Annotated in this window: 13 protein-coding genes and 3 pseudogenes; 6 read left to right on the top strand and 10 right to left on the bottom strand. The window is 51.3% G+C overall.

Annotated features, from left to right (window positions below; all coding sequences use genetic code 11):
• Positions 1–67 precede the first annotated feature (67 nt).
• Positions 68–718: pseudogene (gene allE, locus ABZJ92_RS17430) on the bottom strand ((S)-ureidoglycine aminohydrolase); the annotation flags it as partial.
• Between the two features lie 10 nt (positions 719–728).
• Positions 729–1961: an allantoate deiminase gene (allC, locus tag ABZJ92_RS17435; RefSeq protein ID WP_024259180.1), complete on the bottom strand. Its 1233-nt coding sequence runs from the start codon at positions 1959–1961 to the stop codon at positions 729–731.
• Between the two features lie 2 nt (positions 1962–1963).
• On the opposite strand from allC, the pseudogene ABZJ92_RS17440 reads away from it, so the two are divergent.
• Positions 1964–2611: pseudogene (locus ABZJ92_RS17440) on the top strand (oxamate carbamoyltransferase subunit AllH family protein); the annotation flags it as partial.
• Positions 2608–3501 carry a carbamate kinase gene (locus ABZJ92_RS17445; RefSeq protein WP_000855389.1) on the top strand — a complete coding sequence of 298 codons (894 nt, stop codon included), beginning with the start codon at positions 2608–2610 and terminating at the stop codon, positions 3499–3501. The pseudogene ABZJ92_RS17440 and the gene ABZJ92_RS17445, both read left to right, overlap by 4 nt.
• A gap of 136 nt (positions 3502–3637) precedes the next feature.
• Here the strand turns inward: ABZJ92_RS17445 and purK are convergent, their stop codons facing one another.
• The 4 genes from purK to ppiB all read right to left on the bottom strand — a co-directional run bounded on the left by purK (position 3638) and on the right by ppiB (position 6548).
• Positions 3638–4705: a 5-(carboxyamino)imidazole ribonucleotide synthase gene (purK, locus tag ABZJ92_RS17450; RefSeq protein ID WP_000815547.1), complete on the bottom strand. Its 1068-nt coding sequence runs from the start codon at positions 4703–4705 to the stop codon at positions 3638–3640.
• Positions 4702–5211, bottom strand: coding sequence for a 5-(carboxyamino)imidazole ribonucleotide mutase (purE, locus tag ABZJ92_RS17455; protein ID WP_005052935.1), 510 nt, complete (start codon positions 5209–5211; stop codon positions 4702–4704). The genes purK and purE overlap by 4 nt, the downstream gene beginning before the upstream one ends.
• Before the next feature lie 117 nt (positions 5212–5328).
• Positions 5329–6051 carry a UDP-2,3-diacylglucosamine diphosphatase gene (lpxH, locus tag ABZJ92_RS17460; protein ID WP_000212252.1) on the bottom strand — a complete coding sequence of 241 codons (723 nt, stop codon included), beginning with the start codon at positions 6049–6051 and terminating at the stop codon, positions 5329–5331.
• 2 nt (positions 6052–6053) lie between these two features.
• On the bottom strand, positions 6054–6548 hold the full coding sequence (ppiB, locus tag ABZJ92_RS17465; protein ID WP_000255996.1) for a peptidylprolyl isomerase B: 495 nt from the start codon (positions 6546–6548) through the stop codon (positions 6054–6056).
• Positions 6549–6721: 173 nt separating this feature from the next.
• Between ppiB and cysS the strand changes: the two genes are divergently transcribed.
• Complete coding sequence (gene cysS, locus ABZJ92_RS17470; RefSeq protein ID WP_000912360.1) at positions 6722–8107, top strand: cysteine--tRNA ligase; 1386 nt, start codon at positions 6722–6724, stop codon at positions 8105–8107.
• Positions 8108–8142: 35 nt separating this feature from the next.
• Here the strand turns inward: cysS and ABZJ92_RS17475 are convergent, their stop codons facing one another.
• From ABZJ92_RS17475 to folD, 3 genes are all read right to left on the bottom strand, one after another.
• Positions 8143–8652: a metal-dependent hydrolase gene (locus tag ABZJ92_RS17475; protein ID WP_001143523.1), complete on the bottom strand. Its 510-nt coding sequence runs from the start codon at positions 8650–8652 to the stop codon at positions 8143–8145.
• A 107-nt stretch (positions 8653–8759) separates the two neighbouring features.
• Positions 8760–8972, bottom strand: coding sequence for a ribosome-associated protein YbcJ (gene ybcJ / locus ABZJ92_RS17480; protein WP_000190288.1), 213 nt, complete (start codon positions 8970–8972; stop codon positions 8760–8762).
• A gap of 1 nt (position 8973) precedes the next feature.
• On the bottom strand, positions 8974–9840 hold the full coding sequence (gene folD, locus ABZJ92_RS17485; RefSeq protein ID WP_000729155.1) for a bifunctional methylenetetrahydrofolate dehydrogenase/methenyltetrahydrofolate cyclohydrolase FolD: 867 nt from the start codon (positions 9838–9840) through the stop codon (positions 8974–8976).
• A gap of 480 nt (positions 9841–10320) precedes the next feature.
• Between folD and fimA the strand changes: the two genes are divergently transcribed.
• The 3 genes and pseudogenes from fimA to ABZJ92_RS17500 form a co-directional block, all read left to right on the top strand.
• Complete coding sequence (fimA, locus tag ABZJ92_RS17490) at positions 10321–10863, top strand: type 1 fimbrial major subunit FimA (protein WP_005052927.1); 543 nt, start codon at positions 10321–10323, stop codon at positions 10861–10863.
• Between the two features lie 219 nt (positions 10864–11082).
• A complete protein-coding gene (gene fimC / locus ABZJ92_RS17495; RefSeq protein ID WP_000988387.1) occupies positions 11083–11775 on the top strand; it encodes a type 1 fimbria chaperone FimC in 693 nt (230 codons plus the stop codon).
• A 30-nt stretch (positions 11776–11805) separates the two neighbouring features.
• Positions 11806–12315 (top strand): annotated as a pseudogene (locus ABZJ92_RS17500) (FimD/PapC N-terminal domain-containing protein); the annotation flags it as partial.
• 2 nt (positions 12316–12317) lie between these two features.
• Here the strand turns inward: ABZJ92_RS17500 and ABZJ92_RS17505 are convergent.
• The gene (locus tag ABZJ92_RS17505) at positions 12318–12374 is read right to left on the bottom strand and encodes an IS1 family transposase (RefSeq protein ID WP_003032489.1); all 57 of its coding nucleotides are present in this window, start codon (positions 12372–12374) and stop codon (positions 12318–12320) included.
• Between the last annotated feature and the right edge of the window lies 1 nt (position 12375).

Below are 12375 nucleotides of genomic sequence, written 5' to 3' on the forward strand. Positions count from 1 at the left end.
GATGGAAATGGAAGCCACGCAAGCACCTTAAAATCACCATCATACACTAAATCAGTAAGTTGGCAGCATTACCGAGGTTATAAACCCCCTGACCGGAAAGAATATAGGCACCATGTTCCTGAACGTGTGTTTCGATATAACCGTGGCTGGCACCTGGTGCAAAAGAGAGGATATGCATGTTCATATCAAAACCTAACTCTTTGGGCAGAAAATCCAGCAGGATCACATCATCCATACCTTCATAGTGAATGCGTTCCAGTTCGCTGGCATTGCCAGAAAACAGCCACGGTGCATGGCCTTCTACCGGAACATAGCGGCGCTTATATAAAAAGATTTGGCTGTCTTCGGCCTGGGCGTTAACAAACGTCATTAAGGAGCCTGGTGGGCAATAAAGATAGCCACCTTCGCTTAAGGCAAATGTTTTGCCTTCGGCTTTGGCAGTGATATTTCCAGAGATCACATACAGGAACGTTTCAATGCCTTCGCCACCGAAGCCCTGTTGGTTGCCACCGTTTTGATGCAGTGTGACCAGATAATCAACAAAAGAGGCACCCAGCTTTGGCGTGGAGAGGATTGTCGCGTCACAATTTTCAAAGTCCGGAATAATATTTTTTATCAGACCATCCGGGGTTAACAGTGCGAAATTACCGTGTTTAACAATCGCACGGTTAGCCAGTAAATCTTCGCGGTAACCGGTGACGTTATTTAAATATCCCATTTATGACTCCTTATTCCTGCCAGGCAAGTTGATAAAGCATGAGTGCCAACGTTTTGACCCCTTCGGCAAGGTCAGTAATATTGGTGCGTTCCGCCGGGTTATGGCTGATCCCGTTGATGCTGGGGATAAAAATCATGCAGGTTGGTACGCGAGGCGCGAAAATTTGCGCGTCGTGCCCGGCACCACTGTGCATCACCCGGTAATTCAGTTTTTCTCTTTCACACAATTCTGTCAGGGTGGCGACCAGCTCCTTATTCATCGGCACGGGTTCTTCGTCCATCCATAAATCGATATCAATACCAATGTCCATTTCATCGCAAATCGCCCGCATGTCGTTTTCTAACTGTTGGGTGAAATCGCGCAGCACGGCAGCGTCGGTATGACGACAATCAATGGTGAACGTGGTTTTACCCGGCACCACATTTACCGTATTCGGGCGCGGCTCTACTTTGCCAAAGGTCAGAACCAGCGGATCGCCCATCTTTTTCGCTTTTTCGATCGACTGATGGCAAATGCGACTGAAAGCGTAAACCGTATCACGACGATAACCCATCGGCGTGGTGCCTGCATGGTTTGATTCGCCGTTCAGCGTCACCGTATAGCGACGCTGCCCGACAATTGCATTCACCACGCCAATTGATTGCCCATTACTTTCCAGCACACAGCCCTGTTCAATATGCAGTTCAACAAAGGCTTTTATAGCCTGACGCGGAGTTAGTGGGGCGTTCGGCAGAGTAAATCCGCAAGCCTTCATCGCATCGGCAAAACTATTTCCTTTGGCATCACAGATATTCCGCACGTCGTCAGGATTCGCCAGCCCAAAGATATTTTTACTGCCCCAGAAGACATACGGGAAGCGGCTGCCTTCTTCTTCTGCCATCGCCACCACTTCGACCGTACGTAACGGTGCGCCGTATTGCGTTTTCAACCAGTCAATTGCCAGCCACGCCGCCAGCGCGCCGAATTGCCCGTCGAGGTTACCGCCGTTAACCACGGTATCGATATGCGAACCGCTCAGAACCACTTCCTGTGGATATTCGGTGCCACTCAGGCGACCGTATAAATTCCCCACTTCATCGAAACGTGTTTCCAGCCCACTTGCTGCCATTCTTTTTTTAAATTGCTGCTGGGTTTCCAGCCATTCCGGCGAATAAAGTAAACGGGTCATCCCACCCGTTGGGTCAGCGCCAAAAGAGGAAAGCCAGGGCAGCGTTTCTTCTATAGCTTGACGGGAATGTGTAATTTCGCCGCACGCAATTCGATGCGTTATGCGGTGGATTATGCGGCAATGAACGACCACAGGTTGTGGCTCAAGGGATTCGCCTCGGGCGTTTCACGGTTAAACAGCCACAGCGTTATTGTTTGCTGCGTATTACGCCGCCTTCGCATCCTCAACCGCTTGCAGCTGCATGGATGCAACGCGCGGAGGAAACCGGACTTTTCGGGCCACTGGCGATGGCGGCAAGCGATCCGCTGCCCGCTGAATTACGCCAGTTTCGTCACTGTTTTCAGGCCGCGCTCAATGGCGTTAAGACCGACTGGCGGCACTGGCTGGGTAAAGGCCCCGGATTAACGCCAAGTCATGATGACACGTTGAGCGGAATGCTGCTGGCGGCCTGGTATTATGGCGCTTTAGATGCGCGCGCCGGTCGCCCGTTTTTTGCCTGTTCCGACAATCTTCAACTCGTTACCACAGCGGTGAGCGTCAGTTATTTACGTTATGCCGCGCAAGGATATTTCGCCTCGCCACTCCTGCACTTTGTCCATGCTCTGAGTTGCCCGAAACGTACCGCTGTTGCGATTGATTCGCTGCTGGCGCTGGGGCATACGTCAGGGGCAGATACGCTGCTGGGGTTCTGGCTTGGCCAACAATTATTACAAGGAAAACCATGAAAACACTGGTTGTAGCTCTTGGGGGCAACGCCTTACTCCAGCGCGGTGAGGCGCTGACGGCGGAAAATCAATATCGCAATATCGCCAGTGCTGTACCCGCGCTGGCACGCCTGGCCCGTTCTTATCGGCTGGCGATTGTTCACGGCAACGGGCCGCAGGTGGGGCTGCTGGCGTTACAGAATCTGGCGTGGAAAGAGGTAGAACCGTATCCGCTGGATGTACTGGTGGCGGAAAGCCAGGGGATGATTGGCTATATGCTGGCGCAGAGCTTGAGCGCACAGCCGCAGATGCCGCCTGTTACGACGGTGCTGACGCGCATTGAGGTTTCGCCTGATGATCCGGCGTTTTTGCAGCCAGAGAAATTTATTGGTCCGGTTTATCAGCCAGAAGAACAAGAGGCACTGGAAGCGGCTTACGGCTGGCAGATGAAACGTGATGGTAAATATTTGCGCCGGGTGGTGGCGTCTCCGCAACCGCGTAAAATTCTCGACAGCGAAGCCATCGAGTTGTTGCTCAAAGAGGGGCATGTGGTGATTTGCAGTGGCGGCGGCGGTGTGCCTGTGACGGAAGATGGGGCAGGGAGTGAAGCGGTGATTGATAAAGATCTCGCCGCTGCGTTGCTCGCCGAGCAGATTAATGCCGATGGACTGGTGATCCTCACCGATGCTGATGCGGTATATGAAAACTGGGGAACGCCGCAGCAACGTGCCATTCGCCATGCCACACCGGATGAGTTAGCGCCATTTGCCAAAGCCGATGGTTCGATGGGGCCGAAGGTAACGGCGGTGAGTGGTTATGTCAGAAGCCGTAGTAAACCCGCGTGGATTGGGGCGTTATCGCGAATTGAAGAGACGCTGGCGGGCGAAGCGGGGACCTGTATTTCGCTGTAGTGATGAGAGCATCCGGCAATCGGTGCACCATGCCTGATGCGACGCTTGACGCGTCTTATCAGGCCTACAATGGGTACCGGAGCGGTAAGCCGGATAAGGCGTTTACGCCGCATCCGGCAATCAAATGAGCACCTGCTTAACTGAACTTACTCTGCGCCCAAATCACGCCGCTGGCATACTCTGGCGGCAGCAGCGGGATTAAGGCTTCCAGCGTCGCAGTCAGACGCGATGTGTCGCTGTCGGTCAAATTCAGATGCCCCACTTTACGCCCCGGACGGACTTCTTTGTCGTACCAGTGCAGATGCACCAGCGGCAATTTCAGCCAGTCATAATTCACATCGCTACCAATCAGATTGATCATCACCGACGGATTATTCACTACTGGTTGCGGTAACGGCAGATCGGTAATCGCCCGCAGATGCAGCTCAAACTGGCTGATGCTGGCACCGTTTTGTGTCCAGTGACCGCTGTTATGCACACGCGGAGCCAGTTCGTTGATCAGCAGACCTTGCGGGGTGACAAAACACTCCATCGCCATCACGCCCACATAGCCCAGCTCCTGCATAATCGCCGACAGCATCTCTTCGGCTTGCGCCTGCTGCTGTGCGTTGGCCTGCGGAAAAGCGACGCTGGTGCGCAAAATACCGTCCTGATGCAGGTTATGCGTCAGCGGATAAAACACGGTGCTGCCATCAAAGCCGCGCGCGCCAACCAGCGATACTTCACCAGAGAAGTTAATGCCCTGCTCGACAATACATTCACCGTAACACTCTGCCGGTAACTGTTCGGTTTCATTGGCGCGTAAACTCCATTGACCGCGACCGTCATAGCCACCAGTGCGACGCTTAACAATCGCCAGTTCACCTAAACGATCAAACACCGCAGGCCACTCGCTGCGATCGGCAAGTAACTGCCACGGCGCGGTCGGCAGGTGGAGCTTATCGAAAAGCTGTTTCTGAGTCAGACGGTCAGCAATAATCGGGAACACATCGCGGTTCACAAAGGCCGGATGACGCGCCAGCTCGCGGGTTAATGCGGTTTCCGGCCAGCGTTCGATCTCAGCGGTAATCACGCTTTGTTGAAAAGGCACCGCCGCCGGTTCAGCGTCCAGCCCGACCGGCCAGACAGCAATGCCTAACGGTTCGCCTGCCTGACGCAGCATACGGCCTAACTGCCCGTTACCGAGGACGCAAACCTGTTTCATGCCGCACCTCGCGGGTCCGGGTTTTCCAGCACTTCGTCGGTCTGGGCTTTGCGCCAGCCATTCAGACGCTGGTGTAGCTCTTTATCGTGAGTCGCGAGAATTTGTGCTGCCAGTAATGCCGCGTTTGCCGCGCCAGCTTTACCAATCGCCAGCGTACCCACCGGAATGCCGCGCGGCATTTGTACGATGGAGTAGAGGCTATCGACACCGCTCAGTGCGGCGCTCTGTACTGGCACGCCCAGCACCGGCACCAGCGTTTTGGCGGCAATCATGCCTGGCAGGTGCGCTGCGCCGCCTGCGCCCGCAATAATCACCTGATAACCGTTCTCTTCGGCGCTTTCGGCGAAGCTGAACAGTTTATCGGGGGTGCGGTGAGCAGAAACCACTTCAACGTGGTGCGGGACATTCAGGATTTCGAAGATTTCGACGGCGAACTGCATGGTAGCCCAGTCGCTTTTGGACCCCATCACGATGGCGACACGCGCCGGATTATTGCGGGAAGACATGCGTCTTAAAACTCCTGTGGTGCACAACTCTCGGCTTTAGAGGGCACAGAGAATAGCACGGAAAGAGAGCAAGGAAAACGGTTGCGTGGCTGTGAAATCAGCAAAGTTGTGGGTTTTTTAAAACGGAAAATGAATCAGCTCAACGTCATCAGCCGTGACTTTCACCATCGAACCTTCCGTATGCCAGGCACCCAGTACCACGCGAAAAGCAGGTTGCTGGTTGGCGATAAGTTCATGCACCGCCGGGCGATGGGTATGCCCGTGGATTAGCCATTGCACCTGATGTTTTTCCATCGCACTGACCACAGCGTTTTGGTTAACGTCCATGATCGCCAGCGATTTACTGCTGTTGGCTTCTTTGCTGTTCGCGCGCATTCGCGCGGCAATGCGTTTGCGCACAAACAACGGCAGGGCGAGGAATAGCATTTGCAGCCAGGGTTTGTGGACTTTGGCGCGAAAAGCCTGATAACCCGCGTCATCGGTGCACAGCGTGTCGCCATGCATAATCAACACCCGGCGACCATAAAGTTCGAGCACCTTTTCTTCCGGCAATAATGTCATGCCGCTTTCACGGGCAAAGCGTTTGCCGAGCAGAAAATCACGGTTGCCATGAATGAAATAACAGGGAACGCCGGAATCGGACACCGCTTTGATCGCTGCCGCCATCTGGCGATGGAGTGGGTTGGGATCGTCGTCGCCAATCCATGCTTCAAACAGATCGCCAAGAATATACAGCGCGTCGGCCTTGCGGGCTTCCCCCGCTAAAAAACGCAGAAAACCGGCGGTGATCGCCGGTTCTTCCACGCAGAGATGAAGATCTGCAATAAAGAGTGTCGCCACGATTACTCGCTAACGGTCACGCTTTCAATGATAACGTCTTCTTTTGGCACGTCCTGGTGCATACCGTTACGACCGGTTGCAACACCTTTGATTTTGTCTACCACGTCCATGCCGTCAACCACTTCAGCAAACACGCAGTAGCCCCAACCTTGCAGGCTTTCGCCAGAGAAGTTCAGGAAGTCGTTATCAACCACGTTGATGAAGAACTGTGCAGTTGCAGAGTGCGGAGCCTGAGTACGTGCCATTGCCAGCGTACCACGGGTATTTTTCAGGCCGTTGTTGGCTTCGTTTTTGATCGGTTCTTTGGTGGCTTTTTGTTTCATGCCCGGTTCAAAACCGCCGCCCTGAATCATAAAGCCGTTGATAACACGGTGGAAAATGGTGTTGTTGTAAAAACCTTCGCGGCAGTAGTCCAGGAAGTTTTTAACTGTTTCAGGTGCTTTATCGTCAAAAGTTTTGATGACAATATCGCCGTGATTGGTGTGGAAAGTAACCATTTTTGCATCCTGTTCCGTTTGATTGGTGCTTCAACCCAGTTCGGGTCATATATAGGGTGGTGTTATAGCATAACCGCACGATCGGATCATCACGCAATGTATGCTGATTCGCGCGGGAAATATGGGTATTATACGCAACTCAATTACCCACACATGTCTAAACGGAATCTTCGATGCTAAAAATCTTCAATACTCTGACACGCCAAAAAGAGGAATTTAAGCCTATTCACGCCGGGGAAGTCGGCATGTACGTGTGTGGAATCACCGTTTACGATCTCTGTCATATCGGTCACGGGCGTACCTTTGTTGCTTTTGACGTGGTTGCGCGCTATCTGCGTTTCCTCGGCTATAAACTGAAGTATGTGCGCAACATTACCGATATCGACGACAAAATCATCAAACGCGCCAATGAAAATGGCGAAAGCTTTGTGGCGCTGGTGGATCGCATGATCGCCGAAATGCACAAAGATTTTGATGCTTTGAACATTCTGCGCCCGGATATGGAGCCGCGCGCGACGCACCATATCGCAGAAATTATTGAACTCACTGAACAACTGATCGCCAAAGGTCACGCTTATGTGGCGGACAACAGCGACGTGATGTTCGACGTCCCGACCGATCCAACTTATGGCGTGCTGTCGCGTCAGGATCTCGACCAGCTGCAGGCTGGCGCGCGCGTTGACGTGGTTGATGACAAACGCAACCGGATGGACTTCGTTCTGTGGAAGATGTCGAAAGAGGGCGAACCGAGCTGGCCGTCTCCGTGGGGCGCGGGTCGTCCTGGCTGGCACATTGAATGTTCGGCCATGAACTGCAAGCAGCTGGGTAACCACTTTGATATCCACGGCGGCGGTTCAGACCTGATGTTCCCGCACCACGAGAACGAAATCGCGCAGTCCACCTGTGCCCATGATGGTCAGTATGTGAACTACTGGATGCACTCCGGAATGGTGATGGTTGACCGCGAGAAGATGTCCAAATCGCTGGGTAACTTCTTTACCGTGCGCGATGTGCTGAAATACTACGACGCGGAAACCGTGCGTTACTTCCTGATGTCGGGCCACTATCGCAGCCAGCTGAACTACAGCGAAGAGAACCTGAAGCAGGCGCGTGCGGCGCTGGAGCGCCTCTACACTGCGCTGCGCGGCACAGATAAAACCGTTGCGCCTGCCGGTGGCGAAGCGTTTGAAGCGCGCTTTATTGAAGCGATGGACGACGATTTCAACACCCCGGAAGCCTATTCCGTGCTGTTTGATATGGCGCGTGAAGTGAACCGTCTGAAAGCAGAAGATATGGCAGCGGCGAATGCAATGGCATCTCACCTGCGTAAACTTTCCGCTGTATTGGGCCTGCTGGAGCAAGAACCGGAAGCGTTCCTGCAAAGCGGCGCGCAGGCAGACGACAGCGAAGTGGCTGAGATTGAAGCGTTAATTCAACAGCGTCTGGATGCCCGTAAAGCGAAAGACTGGGCGGCGGCAGATGCGGCACGTGACCGTCTTAACGAGATGGGGATCGTGCTGGAAGATGGCCCGCAAGGGACCACCTGGCGTCGTAAGTAATTGCGCAATTGCCGGATGCGAGTTTTCGCATCCGGTTATCGTCTGCGCCACCACAACATTCCCATCAGTAGCATCCCCGGCAACCACACCCACATCAATTCGGAAATAATCACCTGATGCCCGTACGCTGTGGTGTAACGAGACAATGCAAACGGCGCGACTTTAATCACCTGCCAGGGAGCGAAAAAGCGTTCATCTGACCACGGCCACAGCCAGCCAACGCCCTTACCGCCAGTGGTTACCGAATCCAGTAAGCTGTGCGATAGCAACGAGACGGTTAAAAACAGCCAGCAGCGAATCAGCCCAGCCCTGAACCATCGACGTCCAATCAGCACACATAAGAGCGGGACAACAAACGCAAACACCAGCGAATGGGTAAAACCGCGATGACCAAAAACATTGCCGTAAGCAACGCCAAATTTAAACGACAATACGTCGGCATCGGGCAGCATCGCCAGGATGATTCCGGCAAATAACAGACCTTTCGAACCCAACCCTAAACCAATGCAAAGGGGAACGGCGGCGTGCGTAATAACGGTTGGCATGATGGTCGCTTCGGCAAAATGTCGATGCTATCAGCATGGATGAACGGGGCGTAGAGGGCAAAAGTCTGAAAAGAGAACCGGCCTGTTGATACAGGCCGGGAAAGGGATCAGGCAACAACCTGTACGCTGTGTCCTGCAAAACTCACTGTCTGACCGGCGACGATTTTGCAGCGTTTGCGCGTTTCAACCGCACCGTCGACTTTCACCTGGCCTTCGGCAATCGCGATTTTCGCCTGCGCGCCGCTTTCGCTCCAGCCTTCCAGTTTCAGCAAGTCGCACAGCTCAACGTGCGGATGTTTACCTAAAGAAAATGTCGCCATGTTACTCACCCTGTGGATCATGATATTCAACGCACGCCTGTAGCGTGTTTTCAATCAGCGTGGCAACCGTCATCGGGCCAACGCCGCCGGGAACAGGCGTAATGTATGAGGCGCGTTTAGCCGCGTCTTCAAACACGACGTCGCCCACAACTTTGCCATTTTCCAGACGGTTGATGCCGACATCAATCACAATTGCGCCTTCTTTGATCCAGTCACCGGGAATAAAGCCTGGCTTGCCAACGGCAACGATCAACAGATCGGCATTTTCTACGTGATGACGCAGATTTTTAGTGAAGCGGTGAGTCACGGTGGTGGTGCAACCTGCGAGCAACAGTTCCATGCTCATTGGGCGACCGACGATATTCGATGCGCCAATCACCACGGCGTTGAGGCCGAAGGTATCAATGTTGTAACGCTCAAGCAGCGTGACGATACCGCGCGGGGTGCAGGGACGCAGACGCGGCGCGCGCTGGCACAGACGACCGACGTTGTAAGGATGGAAACCGTCCACGTCTTTGTCCGGATGAATACGTTCCAGCACTTTGACGTTATCAATACCCGCCGGTAACGGCAGTTGAACCAGAATGCCATCGATGGTGTTGTCGGCATTCAGCGCATCGATAAGCTCCAGCAGCTCCGCTTCGCTGGTGGTTTCCGGGAGGTCATAAGAGCGGGAGACGAACCCGACTTCTTCACAAGCCTTGCGTTTGCTTGCGACATAAATTTGCGATGCAGGGTTACTACCCACCAGCACAACGGCCAGTCCTGGTGCCCGCAGTCCGGCTGCAATACGAGCCTGAACTTTTTGAGCAACTTCAGAGCGCACCTGCTGCGCAATCGTTTTACCGTCAATAATCTTTGCTGCCATCAGAGAGAGGATTCCATCTGTTACGTAGGTCGAAGGGGATGCGTCTATTTTGTCAGAAGCGGGGCGCGCTGTCAGGTTTCGTTTCAGATTTATCGCGTGAAGCGACCTCTTGCGAAGGTTAGGCGCACCGTCGCTGAGGTCGCTGAGATTGAAAGCTTCATTTTTCGTACATGATGGCGTTGTAAATCTGGAACTGATTTATTTCCTTGTTTAAGGATTAAGATAATTTAAGAAATACCTGACAATATAAAAAGAATTTTCAGCCTGGTAATTTACCGCTTCAGGTCTATATTTGTGGTGAATATATTTTGCGCGGAAGTATTCATCTAACGGGGCTCTCTATTTTTTAGAATAGAGTGCATATTTTCAATTAAGACATTCTTAGAGGATAAAAAGGAATTTTACTACTATCAGTGTCTTAAATAAAGTAATCGGTTATATACGGATGTGGAGTCGATAAATGAGATTGAAGGAATATATATGAAATTAAGATTTATTTCGTCTGCGCTGGCTGCCGCACTATTCGCCGCTACGGGTAGTTATGCTGCCGTTGTAGATGGCGGTACAATTCACTTTGAAGGCGAACTGGTGAATGCTGCCTGTTCAGTGAATACTGACTCGGCAGACCAGGTTGTCACACTCGGTCAATATCGTACCGATATTTTCAATGCTGTTGGTAATACCTCTGCATTAATTCCATTCACCATTCAGTTGAACGACTGCGATCCTGTTGTTGCCGCTAATGCTGCCGTTGCATTTTCTGGTCAGGCTGATGCAATCAATGATAATTTATTGGCCATTGTATCCAGTACAAATACAACAACAGCAACGGGTGTCGGTATTGAAATACTTGATAATACATCCGCAATTCTCAAACCTGATGGGAATAGCTTCTCAACCAACCAGAACTTGATCCCCGGGACCAACGTTCTTCATTTTTCTGCACGTTATAAAGGCACCGGTACAAGTGCATCAGCAGGGCAAGCAAATGCTGACGCGACTTTTATTATGAGATACGAATAATCAAAACCACGTTGTTTTGAATTATATATCACGTCTTATAACAAAGTAATGTACCGGTTGTCTGAAGCGGTATGGTGGCAATGTAAATCGAAACCACGTTCACTTTGTATCATGCCGCTTTATTAAATGAAAAGGGAATGATGTGTTGTAAGAAGCCAAAGCAATCATTTCTTTATACTCCTTATTTTTGCCGTCAGGAATACACAAGGCGTATTAACTATGATGACTAAAATAAAGTTATTGATGCTCATGATATTTTATTTAATCATTTCGGCCAGCGCCCATGCTGCCGGAGGGATCGCATTAGGTGCCACGCGTATTATTTATCCCGCTGATGCTAAACAGACTGCGGTATGGATTAAAAATAGCCATACCAATGAGCTCTTTCTGGTCAATTCGTGGATTGAAAACAGCAGCGGTGTAAAAGAAAAGTCATTCATCATTACACCGCCACTATTTGTTAGTGAACCCAAAAGCGAAAATACTTTGCGTATTATTTACACCGGTCCACCGCTGGCGGCAGATCGTGAGTCTCTGTTCTGGATGAATGTTAAGACGATCCCTTCGGTAGATAAAAATGCATTGAACGGCAGGAATGTTTTGCAACTGGCGATTTTATCGCGCATGAAATTATTTCTCCGTCCAATTCAATTACAAGAATTACCCGCAGAAGCGCCGGACACACTCAAGTTTTCGCGATCCGGTAACTATATCAATGTTCATAATCCATCACCTTTTTATGTCACCCTCGTTAACCTGCAAGTGGGCAGCCAAAAGTTGGGGAATGCTATGGCGGCACCCAGAGTTAGTTCACAAATTCCCTTACCCTCAGGAGTGCAGGGAAAGCTGAAATTTCAGACCGTTAATGATTATGGTTCAGTAACCCCGGTCAGAGAAGTGAACTTAAACTAACCGAATCATCTGACAATATCAGAGCTAATTATGAAAATACCCACTACTACGGATATTCCGCAGAGGTATACCTGGTGTCTGGCCGGAATTTGTTATTCATCTCTTGCCATTTTACCCTCCTTTTTAAGCTATGCGGAAAGTTATTTCAACCCGGCATTTTTATTAGAGAATGGCACATCCGTTGCTGATTTATCGCGCTTTGAGAGAGGTAATCATCAACCTGCGGGCGTGTATCGGGTGGATCTCTGGCGTAATGATGAGTTCATTGGTTCACAGGATATCGTATTTGAATCGACAACAGAAAATACAGGTGATAAATCAGGTGGGTTAATGCCCTGTTTTAACCAGGTACTCCTTGAACGAATTGGCCTTAATAGCAGTGCATTTCCCGAGTTAGCCCAGCAGCAAAACAATAAATGCATCAATTTACTGAAAGCTGTACCTGATGCCACAATTAACTTTGATTTTGCAGCGATGCGCCTGAACATCACTATTCCTCAGATAGCGTTGTTGAGTAGCGCTCACGGGGTAATGACTCCAACTTACTGATAGTGTTTTATGTTCAGATAATGCCCGATGACCTTGTCATGCAGCTCCACC

This window comes from Shigella sp. FJ200513 (assembly GCF_040495915.1).
GTDB lineage: Bacteria > Pseudomonadota > Gammaproteobacteria > Enterobacterales > Enterobacteriaceae > ECMA0423.